Below are 17,260 nucleotides of genomic sequence, written 5' to 3' on the forward strand. Positions count from 1 at the left end.
GCGTCCCACCCTATGGCCGCGTTCGGACCCCGGCTCATTCCCGCGTGGTCGAGCACTTCTCCGGCGCCGGCTCACCCGCGAAACGGGCCGTCGTCCACGCGATGAGCTCATCGAGGAGGGGCGAGGGGCGTTCGACGACCCCGGCGTGTTCGTAGCCGTCGTAGATGCGGTAGTCGACGACCTGCCCGGCCGCGCACATCTCCCGGACGAACGCGGTCTGGGTCGCGACCGGGATGACGCTGTCCGCCCCGCCATGAGCCAGGAGCACCGGGGCGTTCTGGGTGAGCGGCGCCCGGTTGGCACGGAGGTGCACCCCGAGGGGACCGGATGCCGGGGGTTCGGAGAACAGGCGTGGATCACCGCTCATCCCGAGCGACGCCGCGACCGACACGACGATCGCGGGATCGCTCAGACAGCGCTCGGACATCTGTCTGAGCACGGTGTCGGCACCCGGGCGCACGTAATCGTCGTACGAGACGTCGTCGTAGATCGACGAGAACGACGCGAAGGCGTAGGACGCGAAGATGCTGCCGCCCGTCACGCTCGAGATGTTCTGCACGAGCGCGGGCGGATCGCTCGCGGGAGCCAGCGCCGCGACACCCTGCACGTACAGCTCCGGGGCGTACTCGCGGGCCATCGACCCCGCCCAGAGGGCCGCTGCGCCTCCCTGCGAGTGGCCCCAGATGACCGTGCGGGTGCCGAGGTCGGCATCCTGCAGCTCACGCGCGGCGCGCACGGAGTCGAGGGATGCCGTCGCGCTCGGCGGGCCGATGAGGTACGGATGCGGCCCCTCGGTGCCCAGGCCGATGTAGTCCGTCGCGACGACCGCCCACCCCTGCCGGATGATCGTCGGCAGGATGTAGAGCGCGCCCGACCACAGTCCGCGCGGCTGCAGCGAGGGGGCGCAGTTCTCGGAGTAGCCGGTGGTCCCGTGGTTCCAGTCGATGATCGGCCACTTCCCGTCGCCCTCCTTCGGCACGACGACCACGCCGCTCGCGACCCGCACGTCGCCCTCGACGCCCGTGGTCGTGTAGAGGATGCGCCAGGCCGTCGCCGACACCGGGATGCCGGCGGTGAACGCCTCCGCCCGAATGAGCCGCCCCGGCTCGCTCGGCATGTCACGCGGCGCGGCGTAGAAGTCGTCGACGACGGTGGATCCTTCGCGAAGCGGCACCGTCACGAGTGCCGTCGTCACGGCGAGCGCCACCGAGACGAGAGCCGTCACCGTGCGCCCCCACCGGCGGAACGGGCGGGGCTCATGACGGCGCGCGGCTTGCGTGTCGCGGCGACGGCGGATCCGCGTCCACAGGTCGGCGACGCCGCTCATGATGAGGCGCGCCCCGAAGACCACGGCGACGACGAGGAGCGTGATGTCGGGCCAGAAGAGCGCGAGGACGCCGAAGATCACGCCGGAGATCGAGAAGGCGGCATCCGCGATGCGGGCATCGAGCGTGCGGCCCTTCGCGAAGACCGCGACGATCCCCAGCGCGCCCGCGGCAAGGAGCAGGATGCCGACGAGCGTCGCGACGACCCGCACGGTCAGCCCGGGGGTGAGGAGCACGACGAGTCCGCCGAGCAGCCACGCCGCCCCCGTCACGGTGCGCCAGCGCGGACGCTTACCCTCGCCGTCGCGCCCCGTCAGCTCGAGGACGCCGGTGAGCACCATGCCGCCGCCGATGAGCCACGCGAGCACGCCGAGAGCCGTCGTCGGGCGGATGACGATGACGATCCCGAGGACGACCGCGCTCACCGCGACGACGACGCGGACCCATTCGGGCAGGCGCGCGTAGAAGCGCCCGAGCGCGAGTCGCTGCAGCAGCCGCATCCGGTCCCTCCTCCGTTGTCGGCGTCGAAACGTCCACGCTAATCGCCCGCGCGGGATCGCTCCGTCTCCTCGACAGCGGACCGCGACCCGTGCAAGGGGCCTTGCCCGCCGAGGGATACAGTGAGCGCCATGGGACGGGCCGGGACGATGCGCGCCAGTGTGCGCGACGTCGCCGCGCGGGCGGGGGTATCGACGCAGACCGTGTCGCGCGTCATCAACGACAGCCCGAACCTCCGCCCCGAGACCCGCGCTCGCGTCGAGGCGGCGATGGCCGAACTCGGCTACCGCGTCAACAACGCCGCGCGTTCGCTCGGCACCTCGACGACGCGCACCGTCGGCGTCGTTGCCTCCGATGCGACCCTGTGGGGCCCCGGCGCCGGCATCGCCGCGCTCGACGCCGCGGCCCGCGAGGCGGACCGCTGGCTGGCGACGGCTTACGCGGATGCCGCGGACCCGGCATCCGTCACCGATGCCGCCCAGCGACTGCTCGCCCAGGGCGTCGACGCGCTGATCGTCGTCGCTGCGCACACCGCGACACTCCCCGCCCTCCGCCGCGTCGCCGGCGAGACTCCGCTCGCGGCACTGCACACCGGTGACGGTGCGGAGCGGCAGCGCTTCGGGGCGGCCCTCGCGATCGATCACCTCGTCGCGCTCGGGCATCGCCGTATCGCACTGCTCGCCGGACCGACCGACTGGCTCGAGGCGACGGCCCGCGACGAGGGTGCCGAGGCGGCGTTGGCGACCGCCGGCATCCGTCCGGCGGCGGTTTGGCGCGGCGACTGGAGTGCGTCCACCGGGGCGGCCCTGGCCGGCGAGGTGGCTGCAGCGGTGCGAGGCGAGATCGGGCCGACGGCGGTCGCGGCGGCGAACGACCAGATGGCGCTCGGGCTCATCGCGGGACTCGTCGCCGCGGGGGTGCGCGTTCCCGAGGACGTCTCGGTGACCGGGTTCGACGACAACGCGGATGCCGCCTTCTACACACCGGCGCTGACCACGGTCCGCGTCGACACCGCGGGCGAAGCGCGTCGAGTCGTGGCGGAGGCGTTGGGGCTGCCGGCGGCGGGAGCAGCGGCGGAGCCGGTGCTGGTCGCCCGCGCGTCGACGGCGGTGCCGCGCGACTGAGGGTGGGCGCCCGCCGGGTGCGCTCCCGCCGGGTGCCCGGCGGCGCGGTGCGCGGCCGGCCGCGGGCCGTTCTCCGGAGGATCCGGGGTCCGCGGGGCGCCGATCGGGCCGATCGGGCGATCCATCCGGAGTTCGGCCCGCCGGGTCCGGGCGCCGCCGGCGGATGCTCCGATCCCGTCGTGGCCAAACCGGGATGTTACCGATAACATCAGAGCATGACCGATCTCGACGAGGCGATCGCCGCCGTCCGCGCGGACGTGGCCGCTCTCCACGCTGAACTCGTCCGCTACGGCCTGGTGGTCTGGACCGGCGGCAACGTCTCGGGCCGCGTCCCGGGCGCCGACCTGTTCGTCATCAAGCCGTCGGGCGTCTCCTACGACGACCTCACGCCCGAGAACATGATCCTCTGCGACCTCGACGGCACCGTCGTTCCGGGCACCCCCGGCAGCGACCGCTCGCCCTCGAGCGACACCGCCGCGCACGCCTACGTGTACCGGAACATGCCCGACGTCGGCGGTGTCGTGCACACCCACTCCCCCTACGCGGTCGCCTGGGCGGCGCGCGGCGAGGAGATCCCCTGCGTCATCACCGGCATGGCCGACGAGTTCGGCGGCCCGATCCCCGTCGGACCGTTCGCGATCATCGGCGACGACTCGATCGGGCGCGGCATCGTCGAGACCCTGAGCGGCCACCGGTCGCGCGCCGTCCTCATGCAGAACCACGGACCGTTCACGATCGGCGTCAGCGCGAAGGATGCCGTGAAGGCAGCCGTCATGTGCGAGGACGCCGCCCGGACGGTCCACTTCGCGCGCCAGGGCGGCGAGCTGATTCCGATCCCGCAGGAGAAGATCGACGCCCTCTACAACCGCTATCAGAACGTGTACGGCCAGAGCACGGACGCGCGCCGATGAGCGCCGCGCTCATCTCTTCGGGCGGCGCAGTGCTGGGCATCGAGCTCGGCTCGACCCGCATCAAGGCGTGCCTCGTCGATGCGAAGAACCCGACCACCGTGCTCGCCGTCGGCAGCCACGAGTGGGAGAACGCGCTCGAGGGCGGCGTCTGGACCTACGCCGAGGACGCGATCTGGTCAGGCCTGCAGGCCGCCTACGCCGACCTCGTCGCCGACGTCCGCCGCCAGGGCGCTGAGCTCACCGACCTCGCCGGCATCGGCGTCTCGGCGATGATGCACGGCTACCTGGCCTTCGATGCCGACGGCACCCTGCTCGTCCCGTTCCGCACGTGGCGGAACACCTCGACGGGAGCGGCGGCCGCGGAACTGACCGACCTGCTGGGCGTCAACATCCCGCTCCGATGGTCGATCGCACACCTTCACCAGGCCGTGCTCGACGACGAGGCGCACGTCGCGTCGATCGCGAAGATCAACACCCTCGCCGGCTGGGTGCACGAGAAGCTCACGGGCCGCTTCGCGCTCGGCGTCGGCGACGCGTCTGGCATGTTTCCGATCGACACCGCCGGCGGCTACGACCGCGACCGCGTCGCCGCGTACGACGCGCACGCCGCGGACTTCCTCGCCGGCCGCAGCCTCACCGACCTCCTCCCCGAGGTCCTCCCCGCGGGAGCGGATGCCGGAACGCTCACCCCCGACGGTGCCACCCTCCTCGACCCGACCGGCACCCTCCGTCCCGGGGCGCTCGCCGCGCCGGCCGAGGGCGATGCCGGCACCGGCATGGTCGCCACCAATGCCGTCTCGCCGCGAACGGGCAACGTCAGCGCAGGCACGAGCATCTTCGCGATGGTCGTCCTCGAGCGTCCGCTCGAGCGGGTCCACACCGAGATCGACCTCGTCACGACGCCCGCCGGCGACCCGGTCGCAATGGTCCACTGCAACAACGGAGCGAGCGAGCTGGCGTCGTTCGCAGGACTGTTCGCGCGGTTCGCCGCGGCATCCGGTCAGTCTCTCTCGACGGACGCCGTGTACGAGACACTCCTCCGCGAAGCTCTCGAGGGCAGAGCAGATGCCGGTGGGGTCCTCGCGTACAACCACCTGAGCGGCGAGCCGATCGCCGGCCTCGACGAGGGCCGCCCCCTCGTCGTGCGGACGCCGGACGCGGACTTCTCGCTAGCGAACGTCATGCGCGCACAGGTCTACGGGGTCTTCGCGACGCTCGCGATCGGCATGCAGACGCTCGCCGAGGAGGGTGTGGAGCTCGACGAGATGTTCGCGCACGGCGGCGTGTTCCGCACCGCGGGGGTCGCGCAGCGGTTCCTCGCGGGCGCCCTCAACGCCCCCGTCACGGTCGGCGACACGGCGGCCGAAGGCGGCGCGTGGGGCATGGCCGTGCTCGCGACGTTCGCGGCAGCGCAGCGCGGGACCGACCTGTCCTCCTACCTCACCGACCACGTCTTCGCGGGGGCGGCATCCGCCACCGTGAACCCCGACCCGGCCGACGTCGCCGGGTTCACCGACTATCTCGCGCGCTACCGCGACGGTCTCGCCGTCGAGTCCGCCGCCGTCACCGCGCTGCCGCTTCGCGGCATCCACTCATCGAACGAAGGAACAGCATGACCCTCTCCACCAGCCTCGAGCAGTACACCGTCTGGTTCGTCACCGGCAGCCAGAACCTCTACGGCGAGGAGACGCTGCGGCAGGTCGCCGAGCAGTCCCAGGCCGTCGCCGACGGGCTCGCCGGCCTCCCCGTCAGGGTCGAGTGGAAGCCCGTCCTCAAGGACTCGGAGTCGATCCGCCGCCTCGCGCTCGACGCGAACGCTGACGACTCGGTGATCGGCGTCATCGCGTGGATGCACACGTTCAGCCCCGCGAAGATGTGGATCTCCGGCCTCGACGCGCTCCGCAAGCCGCTCCTGCACCTGCACACGCAGGCGAACGTCGAGCTGCCCTGGAACGACATCGACTTCGACTTCATGAACCTGAACCAGGCCGCTCACGGCGACCGCGAGTTCGGCTACATCCAGACGCGCCTCGGGGTTCCCCGCAAGACCGTCGTCGGCCACGTCTCGAACCCGGTCGTCGTGCAGCAGATCGAGGACTGGGAGCGCGCCGCCGCCGGCTGGCAGGCCGTCAAGACACTCAAACTCGCCCGCTTCGGCGACAACATGCGCTACGTCGCCGTCACCGAGGGCGACAAGACCGAAGCCGAGCTGCAGTTCGGCGTGCAGGTCAACACGTGGGGCGTGAACGAGTTGGCGGATGCCGTGGCCCAGGCATCCGACGCGCAGATCGACTCGCTCGTCGAGGAGTACGTGGCCTCCTACGACGTGGCCGCGGAGCTGCTGCCCGGCGCCGACCGGCACCAGTCGCTCCGCGACGGCGCGGCGATCGAGATCGGCCTGCGCTCGTTCCTCGAAGCCGGCGGCTTCGGGGCGTTCACGACGTCGTTCGAGGACCTCGGCGCGCTGACGCAGCTGCCCGGCCTCGCCGTGCAGCGCCTCATGGCCGAGGGCTACGGCTTCGGCGCCGAGGGCGACTGGAAGACGGCGATCCTCGTGCGCGTCGCGAACGTCATGGGTTCGGGCCTTCCCGGCGGGGCGAGCCTCATGGAGGACTACACCTACGACCTCGTGCCCGGCAACGAGCGGATCCTCGGCGCGCACATGCTCGAGGTGTCGCCCTCGCTCACGACGTCGAAGCCGCGCCTCGAGGTGCACGAGCTCGGCATCGGCGGCAAAGCCGACCCCGTGCGCCTGGTGTTCACGGCGGATGCCGGTCCTGCCCTCGTCGTCGCGATGAGCGACATGCGCGATCGGTTCCGCCTCGTCGCGAACGTCGTCGAGAACGTCGACGCCCCCGACCTGCCGAAGCTACCGGTGGGCCGCGCGGTCTGGAAGCCGTCGCCGGACTTCGCGACCTCGGCATCCTGCTGGCTCGCGGCCGGCGCCGCGCACCACACCGTCATGACGACGGCCGTGGGCATCGAGGTGTTCCGCGACTTCGCCGACATCGCCGGCACCGAGTTGCTCGTCATCGACGAGGACACGACCGTCCGCGGGTTCCAGAAGGAGATCCGCTGGAACCAGGCGTACTACCGCCTCGCGCGCGGTCTGTAAGACGCACACCAGAACGCCCCGACATCCTCACGGATGTCGGGGCGTTCTCTCGTCTAACACGGTGCCGGGCGTCACGCGATGCAAGGGATGTCGGGCGGCTCGCCGCGGCATCCGACCAGGTGTCGGCGTGTCACCGCCGATCCATTGCATCCGCAACCGGACGAGCTCAGTGCCCGTGGCCCGGCATGAACACCTCGTTGACCGACGCCCCGGGAGCATCGCTGCCGATCGGCGTCGCGGCGAGAGCCGGCGTCACCAGACCCGCAAGCAGAAAGGCGCCGACGATGAGGCCGCCGACGCTGGTCCGGGCCGCGGTGCGAGCGACCGGGTGGGCACGCCCTCGGCCGTCACGGCGCAGGGCGACGGCCGAGACGACCCCGACGGCCAGCGCCAGCGCCATCGATACGACCACCGGGTAGATGCTCATCTGCCGCGGGCCGGCCAGCATGACGGCGGCGAGCGCCACGATGCCGACGAGGGAGACGGCAGCGCCCGACCGCGGCGCCACCCGTCCCCGCGAAAGAGTGATGACGCCCCACACGAGGGTGGTCGCGCCGACAGTTGCCAGCAGGATGCCGATACCGCGGTCGGCGGCATCGGCACCCTTCACGATCGCGCCCGCACCCAGCCCGAGCTCCACCAGTCCGGCTCCCCACGCGGCGAGCGCGGGCCAGGAGCGGACCAGGGCGGACGGCGACATCAGACGGCCGCGCGCGGCGAGACCTGCTTGTCAGCGGCGACGCCGACGCCGAGGAGCACGAGAGCGCTCGCGAGGTGCAGGAAGTGGTCAGCCGTGTTCAGCGCGAGGATGTTGGCCGCGCTTCCGACGATGAAGAAGCCGACGATGCCGAGCAGCAGGTAAGCGGCTCCGACGACGATGTTGACGCCCTTGGCGGCGCGGACGTTCGACAGCCCGCCGATCAGCAGCGCGGCACCGATCAGGAGGTGCGCGATGTTGTGGAGCGGGTTGACCATGAAGATGCCGAGCAACAGTCCGCCGTCGGTGGCCAGGAAGTCGACGCCTGCGGTGGCGGTGAAGCCGAGCAGCCCGACGAGGATGTAGACGGCGCCGAAGATGACGGCGACGAGGCGGTTGGGTGAGCTGGTCATGGGATTTCCCTCCGTTGGTGCGACGGGTGCCGCGATCCCTGCATGTGGTGGTGCTGCAGGTGATTCGTTACGACGGCCGGATCGGATCTTTTTCGGCCGTGAGGGCGACATTAGGGAGGCGCGTGCACCTTGGTCTCGGGCTTGTGACGACCCGGAGGGGGATGCTATGAGTGCGCTGTGAGAGGGAGGAGTGCCGTCCGAGACCGGCAGCCATCGGGCCAGGTGATCGCGACATCGTCGGCCTCGAAAGTCACCATCACCTCGGTCCGCACGGGAGCGCCGGCACCGCGCAGTTCCACCGCCACAGCTACGACATCGTCAACGAGAGCGTCGACCTCGAGGACGGGAACGAGTGCGCTGGCGCCGAGCGGACTGGCATCCTCTCGCCGCACCACCTGGGCCGTGCCCCCGCTCAATGAACGGACGCCGCTCGTCAGCCCCTCCGACGCGACCTCGGCCGTCCCCCCGGACACCCGCACCCGCGGATCGCTGCCGGCCACCGGCCAGCCCCCGACTCGGAGGCGGAGCTCGCCCACGCCGGCCGCGATGTCTGTCACGCGGATGAGCCGGATCTCGAGACTGCCGCGCACCAGCGAGTCCACCCGGAGGCGACCGGCGTACCGCGCGGCCCCCGAGAAGCCGGATCCGTGCGCATGGGTCGTCTGCTGGGGCTCGATGCCGTGCGCGTCCCAGACCGCCGACGCCACCCCGACCCGGCACGACGGCCCGTCGTCGACGCGCACGCCGAGTAGGTGCATCCCGCTCCGGTGCGTGATGCGCCCAGAGGCGTCTCGCAGCACGACCGACTGCTCGAGCGGCTCGAGCCAAGCGCGGGCGTCCAGGAGCGGCGCCGTGGCTGTCGAGTACCCGATGCGCGCGTAGAGCGGCGAGTCGGTCGAGACCGCTCCCGGCGCCGAGTGATCGGTCCCGTGATTGATGACGCGGACGATGCCGTCGTCGGCGGTACCCGAGACGATCCACCCCGGCGACGTCACCGCGCGCAACACGTCGCCCGTCTCGACCGGCACCGGCTCACGGGGCGCGCTCCACACCGGATGGTCGGCGGGGAGCATGATCCCCATCAGCCCCTTCACCGCCCAGTACGGCGACCCCGGACCGGAGTAGGACTGCGCAAGAGCGCGCCACTCGCCGTGCCACCCCATCGTGAGCAGCCCGTCCGCGTCGGGCGCCCCTCGCTCGGCGAAGTGCCGCACGATCTTCTCCGCCGCATGCCGGAGTCGACCGGCCGAGTGGGACGGGGTCTCCGCAATCACGCCGATCCAGAAGACGGCCGCCGCCGCGAACCGGTAGATCAGGCTCCGACCCTGGATGAGCGGCGACCCGTCGCCCCCGACCAGCGCGAGCGCGTCGTCGAGGAACCGGTCCAGCCGCGCGATGTCGCCCGTCGTCCGGCCGCCCGCGAGATCGGCGGCCCCTGACATCCGCGACCACAGGACGGGATACACGTGCAGCGCCCATCCGACGTAATGGTCGTACGAGCGTTCCTCCCCGTCGGAGAGCCAGCCGCCCTCGCGCACGAACGAGTCGTGGCACGCGAGGTCGGCCGCGATGTCGTCCGCCGACCACGGACCGCCGACCGACCGCAGGAACGTCTCGACCACGATCCGGAACCAGACCCAGTTCGTCCGCGGATACGTGTCGTCGCCCACCACGGGCGCGAACCAGTCGATCGCCCGCTGCCGCGTCACCGGGTCGAGAGCCTGCCACACCCACGGACGGGTGAGGTCGAGGACGAGGGCGATGGATGCCGCTTCGACCTTCGCCTGGCCGTGCTCGTCCGGGCGGACCCACCGGTCGGGCGCGCTCGGGTCGACCCCGGTCGTGATCCCGCGTCGGACGAAGGCGATCACCTCGTCGACGCCGAGCCCGCGCTCGCCCGCGATGCGGAACCCCGCGAGCAGCAGTGTGCGCGCGAACCCCTCCAGCCCGTCGACATCGCGGCCGTACCCGCCTTCGGCGCCGGGGAAGAGGATGCGCCCGCCGCCGGGCGACGCGTGCCGCATCGCCGCTCCCAGGAGTGTGTCCGCGTGCGCGACCCAATCGGCTCGGCCCCACTCCCGCGACGGCGGACCCTCGACTGCCATCGTGGCTCCTCCGTCAGGCCCCGTGGCGCGCGAGACTCCGCCCGGCGTCCTGCAGCCAGCGCACGGGGTCAGCCATCGACGCTTCCGCGCTGCCGGCGAGCTCGGTCAGCGACACCGCGTGCGCGAACCCGGACGTATCGGCATCCGTCCCGATCCGACCGGCGACCACCGCGACCGGCACGCCCCACCCCGCGGCGAGACCGTGCACGAACGCGGGCACCTTGCCCGCCGCTGACTGCCCGTCGAACGAGCCTTCGCCCGTGACGACGAGGGATGCCGCAGCCACCGCGCCGGCCAGGTCGACCAGGTCGGCGACTCGCTCCGCTCCGCGCACCAGCTTGGCACCCCACGCGGCGAGGGCGAAGCCCGACCCTCCGGCCGCCCCCGCACCGGCAAGGAGCGGATCGACGCCGTCGACGTGGCGGGCGATGCAGGCGGCGTAGCGCTCGAGTACGCCATCGACCACGACGATGTCCGCTGAGGTCAGGCCCTTCTGCGGTCCGAACACGGCCGCCGCCCCCGACGGCCCGGTGAGCGGATTGGTGACGTCGCTGAGCACCGTCACGCCGCCCACCGGAAGCGCCCGCAGACGCGTGAGGTCGATGGCCGACACGGCCGCGAGCCCGCGGGCTCCGGCGGGAACGTCGCACCCGTCGGCGTCGACCATCCGCGCACCGAGAGCCCGCAGCATCCCGCTGCCGCCGTCGGTGGATGCCGAGGATCCGATCCCGAGGACGAGCCGCGACACCCCTGCATCGAGGGCGGCGGCGATCGCCTGCCCGAAGCCCGTCGTGTCGGCGTCCCACGGCAGCCTGTCCTCACCGAGCAGTTCGATGCCGCTGGTCGAGGCGAGCTCGACGACGCCGGTGCCGTCCGGGAGCAGCAGCCACTCCGCGTCGACGAGGGTGCCACGCGGGCCGCGGACGCGAACCGGTCGCCGCTCTGCCCCCGGAACCGCGGCGGCGAACGCGTCGAGAGTGCCCTCCCCGCCGTCCGCCATGGGACGGAGGATCAGCTTCGCGGCCGGGTCGACCTCGCGCCAACCGTCGGCGAACGCCGCCGACGCGGCGGCAGCGGGGAGGGAGCCCTTGAAGCTGTCGAGGGCGACGACGACGCTCATGCGCGCGGCGGGGTGCTTTCGCGCAGCAGTACCTCGAGCGTCAGGTCGTCGGGGTGCGCCTCCCACTCGGCATCGGTCGCGGCTCGGAAGGCCTGGTAGCCGACCTCCTCGAGCGGGACCCGCACGGTCGTGAGGGCCGGCGTCACATCGCGTCCGGTGGGGATGTCGTCGAAGCCGGCGAGCGCGATGTCGTCGCCCGCTGCGCGACCGGCGGCCCGGATCGCGGTGAGCGCTCCGATCGCGACGACGTCGCTGATGCCGAAGACGACCGTCCCGGGCTCGACACCGTCCTCCAGAGCTCGCGTCATCGTCTCGTATCCCGCCTCACGCGTGAACCCGCCCCGATAGACCCGCGGCTCGGCGCCGCCCGCGCCGGTGAATCCCGCGGAGAACCCCTCGAGGCGCGTGTCGCTCGTTGCGGTTCCCTCCTCTGCGGCCAGGACGACGGACTCGCGGTAGCCGCGCTCCACGAGCGCTCGCCCGAGCGCCTCGGCGCCGCGGCGGTTGTCGAGGATGAGCGAGCGCACCCCACCGGCACCGGGACCGAGCGCCACGACCTGACCACCCATCGCGCCGAGCAGGTCGAGCTCGCGCGTGAGGTCGGGGTCGGGGCCCGACGTGGTCCGTGACGCTGCCAGGATGAGCCCGCGCGGACGCTGTCCGCGGAGCGCCCGGACGAGTCGGACCTCGCGCTCGGGGTCGCGTTCGGTGATCGCCACCGTGACGACGAGACCCGCCTCATCCGCCCCCCGGGCGACGCCCGAAGCGATGAGCCCGAAGTACGGGTCGGCGATGTCGGCGACGAGCAACGCGATGATCGCCGACGTCCCCCGCGCCGTGGCCTGCGCTGACAGGTTCGCGGTGTACCCGAGTCGCGCCGCTGCCTCCTCGACCCGCTCCCGGTAGGAGTCGGCGACCTTGCGGGTCGAGCCGTTGAGGGCGCGCGAGGCAGTTGCGAGCGACACGCCCGCCTCACGTGCGACGTCGTCGAGGGTGACCGCGCTGTGGGCGGCGGGTCGACGCAGGGTGCGGTCGGTCATGGTGCGCAGTCTACGGGCGGCTCTTCAGGCGATCCGGGAGGAGCGTCATCGACCTGCGAGAGCCGGTGACACGGATGCCGCGAACCTCTCGGCCGTCCGACGCACCGCCTCGAGCGGGTCGGTCGCCCACACATCGGCGTTGAAGATCTCGACCTCGACGTCACCGGTGTAGCCGGTGTCGACGACAGCGCGCGTGAGGCCCGCCAGGTCGATGACGCCGTCGCCCGGGTAGTGGCGTCCCAAGAGGACGTCCGCGGGAAGCGGCGTCCTCCAGTCGCATACCTGATACGTCGCGATGCGGCCCTCTCGCCCCGCGCGCTCGATCGAGTCGAGCACGTCGGGGTCCCAGAAGATGTGGAACGTGTCGACGGCGGCGCCCACGACCGACGGGTCGAAGTCGGCCGCGATGTCGAGCGCCTGCCCGAGGGTCGAAACGACGCATCGGTCGGTCGCGTACATCGGATGCAGCGGCTCGATCGCCAGCGTCACGCCCGCGGCAGCGGCGTGCGGCGCGAGTTCGCCGAGCGCATCGCGCACCCGCTCGCGCGCACCCACCAGGTCGCGGGAGCCCTCGGGGAGTCCGCCCGCGACGAGCACGAGTACAGCCGCCGAACCCGGCGCACCGGCGGCGGCGAGGGTCGCGGCCTCGTCGATGGCGACGAGGTTGTCGTCGATGGACGCGCGTCGCGCCGGCCCCTCGGGCATCGTGAAGAAACCCGAGCGGCAGTGCGTCGAGAACCGGAGCCCCGAATCGGTCAGCATCGACGCGGCCGTCGCGAGTCCGACCTCCTGCACGGGCTCGCGCCACAGGCCGATGGACGGCACGCCCGCCTCGACGGTCACGCGGAGCGCGGTCGCGAGGTCGGCGTACTTGATGGTCCCCTGATTGATCGACAGGCGCGGGTCGACGGCGCTCACGCGTCGAGACCGTTCAGGCGCAGCATCCCGTTCCAGCGTTCCGCAGCGAGCTCGGGCCGCTCGAAGGCCTTCGCGTCGTTCGCGAGTTCGACGATTCGGGACAGGTGCGACAGGCTCCGCGCGGAGTGCAGCCCCCCGACCATCTGGAACGCGGGCTGGTGCCCGTTGAGCCACGCGAGGAACGCGACACCCGTCTTGTAATAGAAGGTGGGCGCGGCGAACACCTGGCGCGAGAGCTCCTCGGTCGGCGCGAGCACCTCGAGGTACCGCGCCGGGTCGCCCGCGTCGAGCGCCTGGATCGCGGCCGAGGCCACGGGCGTCAGCGCGGCGAACGCGCCGAGCAGCGCGTCGGAGTGCTGCCGAGCGGATGCCGGGTCTCGCCGCGGCTGCGGCGCGTCGGGCACGTCCGCACCGCCGATGAGGCCGACGTAGTTGAAGTCGTCTCCCGTGAACATCCGCACCGATTCCGGCAGACGCTCGCGCACCGAGACCTCGGAGGAGGCGTCGAGGAGGCTCATCTTGACGCCCGCGATCTTGTCGGCGTTCGCCTCGATGATCTCGAGCAGCACCGCGGAGGCGCTCTGCCAGTCGGGGGCGCCGAAGTATCCCGCGAGCTGCGGGTCGAAAGCGGTCCCGAGCCAGTGCAGCACGACCGGCGCCGTCGCCCGCGACAGCACGGCGTCGTAGACGCGGCGATAGTCGTCGGCGCTCTCGGCGACACGGGCGAGGTGGCGCGAGGCCATGAGGACCGGCCCCGCCCCCTGCTCCTCGGTGAAGTGGAGCTGCTCGAGGTAGGCCGAGATGACCTCGTCGAGCGTGATCCGCTCCTCCTCGACGTGATCGGTGTTCACACCGACGACGACGGAGCCGCCCTCTTCGCGGGCAACCTCCGCGGAGCGGGAGATCAGCTCGCGGGTGGCCGCGGCATCCAGCCCCATGTTCCGCTGCGCGGTGTCCATGGCATCGGCGACGCCGAGACCCCAGGAGTACACGTTGCGGCGGAACGCGAGGGTCGCATCCCAGTCGATGTCGGCCGGCTGGCCGGGGGTGTTGTCGGCGTGCGTCTTCGGCACGACGTGGGCGGCCGCGTAGGCGACACGGCTGCGAAGCGGTCCCTCGGGGCGGGTATAGCCCGAGGTGTCGACGAGCGGCACGCGGCGGAGGGCTCCGTCGCCCGAGAGCAGGGTGAGGTCGGTCATCGATCAGTCCAGCGACAGCGCGTCGAGCTCGATCTTGCGGCCCTCGCGGCTGGAGCGGAGGCCCGCCTCGGCGAGCTGCACGCCGCGAGCGCCGGCGAGGAGGTCGAACTCGTAGTCGGTGCCCTCTACGTAGGAGATCAGGAACTCCTCCCACTGCTGGCGGAAGCCGTTCATGAACACGTCGTTGACGGGGATGCTCTGCCAGTCGGCGTCGTAGTCGTGGGTGTCCTCGAGGTCGGGGTTCCACACCGGCTTCGGCGTCGCGTTCCGCGGCTGGATCTTGGCGCCGAACAGGCCCACGACGGCGGAACCGTGCGTGCCGTCGACGTGGAACTCGACGAGTTCGTCGCGGTTCACGCGAACGGTCCACGACGAGTTGATCTGGGCGACGACGCCGCCCTCGAGCTCGAACACGCCGTAAGCGGCGTCCTCGGCGGTGGCGGTGTAGTGCTCGCCGTTCTCGTCCCAGCGGTCCGCGATGTGCACGGCCGCCTGCGCGTAGACGGAGTCGACCTTGCCGAAGAGGTTCTCGAGCACGTAGTTCCAGTGCGGGAACATGTCGACGATGATGCCGCCGCCGTCCTCGGCGCGGTAGTTCCAGGAGGGACGCTGCGCGGGCTGCCAGTCACCCTCGAAGACCCAGTAGCCGAACTCGCCGCGGACCGACAGGATGCGGCCGAAGAAGCCCGAGTCGATGAGGCGCTTCAGCTTCTGGAGGCCGGGGAGGTAGAGCTTGTCGTGAACGACGCCCGTCTTGACGCCGGCGTCGGCGGCGAGCTTCGCGAGCTCCAGAGCCTCCTCGAGCGACTCGGCGGTCGGCTTCTCGGTGTAGATGGTCTTGCCGGCGGCGATCGCCTTCCGGAGAGCCGTCGCGCGGGCCTTCGTGACCAGGAAGTCGGCGTAGATCTCCCAGCGCGGGTCGGCGAGGGCGGCATCCAGGTCGGTCGTGTAGTCCTCGATGCCGTGCTTCGCGGCGAGCTCGGCGAGCTTCGCCTCACTACGACCCACGAGGAGCGGCTTGACGGTGACCTTCGAGCCGTCGGGCAGTTCGATCCCGCCCTGCTCACGGATCGCGAGGATGGAGCGCACGAGGTGCTGGCGGTACCCCATGCGGCCCGAGACGCCGTTCATGATGATGCCGATCTCGCGGACGGCGGGGGCGACAGCTGCGGCCTCCGAGGCGGGGGCGGTGATGGTCGTCTCTGACACGGTGTGTTCCTGTCTGTTCTTCGCGTGCGATGTCGGCACGGTCTTCTACCGACGATGGGTAAGCGCTTTCCCCCAGTGTGACATCGGTCTTGGGAATACGCAACAACCCCGCCATTCGTGCGATCGAGGACCCCCGGGAGAGGATGGATACCGGCGTTGTCGCAAAGACGTTACATACCCGACACCGGTAAGCGCTTGCCGTCGGGGGGCTCCACGGTTACCTTATGAGCACCCCTTGTCATGACATGCCGACAAATCCCGTTCGGACGGCCCATGACCCACCCGCGCTCACCGAAGAGCGCACGCGAAGGAGAAGCAGTGAAGAGTTCCCGCACCATCCGATCCGCCACCATCATCGCCGCGGCAGTGGGCGCACTCGTGCTCGCCGGCTGCTCCTCGTCGGGGGGCGGTGGGGGCGACGACGTCACCCTCGAATTCGTCCAGTCCGGCGACGCAGCCCAGGGTGGCGGCTACGCGATGCTCGCCAAGAAGTACGAGAAGGAGACCGGCGTCAAGGTCAAGGTCGTCGAGGTCCCGAGCGACGACCTCCGCACCCGCCTCCGCACCGCTTCGCAGGCCAACGACCTCCCCGCGCTCGCCGCCGCTCCCGACGCCGACCCCGCGTGGACCGACCGCATGCTCGACCTCACCGACATCGCCGCGGACGCCAAGATCGTCCCCGCGCTGCGCGTCGAGGACCCTGAGGACGGCAAGGTCAAGGCGCTCCCGACCACCCTCACCGGCGTCGGCATGTTCCTCAACAAGACCCTCTGGGACGAGGCCGGCGTCGAGTACCCGACCTCGCTCGACCAGAAGTGGACCTGGGACGAGTACGTCCAGAAGGCCACCGAGGTCGTCGACAAGACGGATGCCGAGTTCGGCGCCGTCGTCGACAGCTCGGCACACCGCCTCCGCGCGTTCATGTTCGAGTTCGGCAGCAAGGGTGTCACCGAGCAGTCCGACGGCACCTGGGCGCTGGACTCCGAGGGCGCGAAGGCTCTCGAGTACTTCAAGAAGCTGAATGACGACGGGTTCATGCCGAAGGCCGTCTGGGCCGCCGGTGACGACCCCAGCGCGACCTTCAAGAGCGGCCGCGTCGCCGGCTACATGTCAGGCGTCTGGCAGATCGCCGACTTCCAGGCCAACATCAAGGACTTCGACTGGATCTCGGTGCCGCTGCCGCAGCAGCCCGTCCGCTCGACCAACTACGGTGCCGCCTCCTGGATCGTCGCCTACGACGGCACGGGCGTCGAGAAGCAGACTCTCGACTTCGTGAAGTGGATGTACCAGCCGGAGAACTACAAGGAATACTGCGAGATCTCGGGCTGCCTCCCCGCCGTCGAGGACGTCGACATCACCTACAAGGACGACGCGTACGCCTTCGACCTCTACAACGGTGAGATCGCCGCATCCCCCGAGATCGCTGCTCGCCAGACCGTCGACGGCCTGAAGAACAGCTACACCGGTCTCGCGATCGACAGCGAGCCGCTGAAGGACGAGACGGTCAAGTACCTCAACGGCGAGCAGACGCTCGAGCAGACCGTCACGGCGATCAACACGATCTCCACCGAACAGATGAAGTGACT

Annotated in this window: 14 protein-coding genes; 5 read left to right on the forward strand and 9 right to left on the reverse strand. The window is 71.2% G+C overall.

What is annotated here, in order from left to right:
* Window positions 1-34: 34 nt before the first annotated feature.
* Window positions 35-1,825, reverse strand: a complete 1,791-nt coding sequence (locus tag MO1_RS09255; RefSeq protein WP_060915866.1) for an alpha/beta fold hydrolase — start codon at window positions 1,823-1,825, stop codon at window positions 35-37.
* Between the two features lie 129 nt (window positions 1,826-1,954).
* Here MO1_RS09255 and MO1_RS09260 point away from each other — a divergent pair, with 129 nt between their 5' ends.
* The 4 genes from MO1_RS09260 (at window position 1,955) to araA (ending at window position 6,973) form a co-directional block, all read left to right on the forward strand.
* Window positions 1,955-2,947, forward strand: a complete 993-nt coding sequence (locus tag MO1_RS09260) for a substrate-binding domain-containing protein (protein WP_060915867.1) — start codon at window positions 1,955-1,957, stop codon at window positions 2,945-2,947.
* Between the two features lie 215 nt (window positions 2,948-3,162).
* Window positions 3,163-3,858, forward strand: a complete 696-nt coding sequence (locus MO1_RS09265) for an L-ribulose-5-phosphate 4-epimerase (protein WP_036309653.1) — start codon at window positions 3,163-3,165, stop codon at window positions 3,856-3,858.
* Window positions 3,855-5,474 (forward strand): xylulokinase, encoded by a 1,620-nt coding sequence (locus MO1_RS09270; RefSeq protein WP_060915868.1) that lies wholly within the window; start codon window positions 3,855-3,857, stop codon window positions 5,472-5,474. Before MO1_RS09265 ends, MO1_RS09270 begins: the two co-directional genes overlap by 4 nt.
* Entirely contained in the window at window positions 5,471-6,973 is a 1,503-nt protein-coding gene (gene araA / locus MO1_RS09275) for an L-arabinose isomerase (RefSeq protein ID WP_036309650.1), read from the forward strand. Before MO1_RS09270 ends, araA begins: the two co-directional genes overlap by 4 nt.
* Window positions 6,974-7,139: 166 nt before the next feature.
* On the opposite strand, the gene MO1_RS09280 is transcribed toward araA, so the two are convergent.
* The 8 genes from MO1_RS09280 to MO1_RS09315 form a co-directional block, all read right to left on the reverse strand.
* Window positions 7,140-7,673 carry a hypothetical protein gene (locus tag MO1_RS09280; RefSeq protein ID WP_060915869.1) on the reverse strand — a complete coding sequence of 178 codons (534 nt, stop codon included), beginning with the start codon at window positions 7,671-7,673 and terminating at the stop codon, window positions 7,140-7,142.
* Window positions 7,673-8,083, reverse strand: a complete 411-nt coding sequence (locus MO1_RS09285; protein WP_036309646.1) for a DUF4383 domain-containing protein — start codon at window positions 8,081-8,083, stop codon at window positions 7,673-7,675. The genes MO1_RS09280 and MO1_RS09285 overlap by 1 nt, the downstream gene beginning before the upstream one ends.
* A 164-nt stretch (window positions 8,084-8,247) precedes the next feature.
* A complete protein-coding gene (locus MO1_RS09290) occupies window positions 8,248-10,188 on the reverse strand; it encodes a DUF2264 domain-containing protein (protein WP_060915870.1) in 1,941 nt (646 codons plus the stop codon).
* 13 nt (window positions 10,189-10,201) lie between these two features.
* Entirely contained in the window at window positions 10,202-11,308 is a 1,107-nt protein-coding gene (locus tag MO1_RS09295) for a glycerate kinase (protein ID WP_060915871.1), read from the reverse strand.
* Window positions 11,305-12,348, reverse strand: coding sequence for a LacI family DNA-binding transcriptional regulator (locus MO1_RS09300; protein ID WP_036309641.1), 1,044 nt, complete (start codon window positions 12,346-12,348; stop codon window positions 11,305-11,307). The genes MO1_RS09295 and MO1_RS09300 overlap by 4 nt, the downstream gene beginning before the upstream one ends.
* Window positions 12,349-12,393: 45 nt before the next feature.
* A complete protein-coding gene (locus MO1_RS09305; protein ID WP_036309639.1) occupies window positions 12,394-13,266 on the reverse strand; it encodes a sugar phosphate isomerase/epimerase family protein in 873 nt (290 codons plus the stop codon).
* Window positions 13,263-14,465 carry a dihydrodipicolinate synthase family protein gene (locus MO1_RS09310; RefSeq protein WP_060915872.1) on the reverse strand — a complete coding sequence of 401 codons (1,203 nt, stop codon included), beginning with the start codon at window positions 14,463-14,465 and terminating at the stop codon, window positions 13,263-13,265. The genes MO1_RS09305 and MO1_RS09310 overlap by 4 nt, the downstream gene beginning before the upstream one ends.
* Before the next feature lie 3 nt (window positions 14,466-14,468).
* A complete protein-coding gene (locus MO1_RS09315; protein WP_036309836.1) occupies window positions 14,469-15,596 on the reverse strand; it encodes a Gfo/Idh/MocA family protein in 1,128 nt (375 codons plus the stop codon).
* A gap of 396 nt (window positions 15,597-15,992) precedes the next feature.
* On the opposite strand from MO1_RS09315, the gene MO1_RS09320 reads away from it, so the two are divergent.
* A complete protein-coding gene (locus MO1_RS09320; protein WP_036309636.1) occupies window positions 15,993-17,258 on the forward strand; it encodes an ABC transporter substrate-binding protein in 1,266 nt (421 codons plus the stop codon).
* The last annotated feature ends 2 nt before the right edge of the window (window positions 17,259-17,260 follow it).

This window comes from Microbacterium oleivorans NBRC 103075 (genome assembly GCF_001552475.1).
Taxonomy (GTDB): Bacteria; Actinomycetota; Actinomycetes; order Actinomycetales; family Microbacteriaceae; genus Microbacterium; species Microbacterium oleivorans.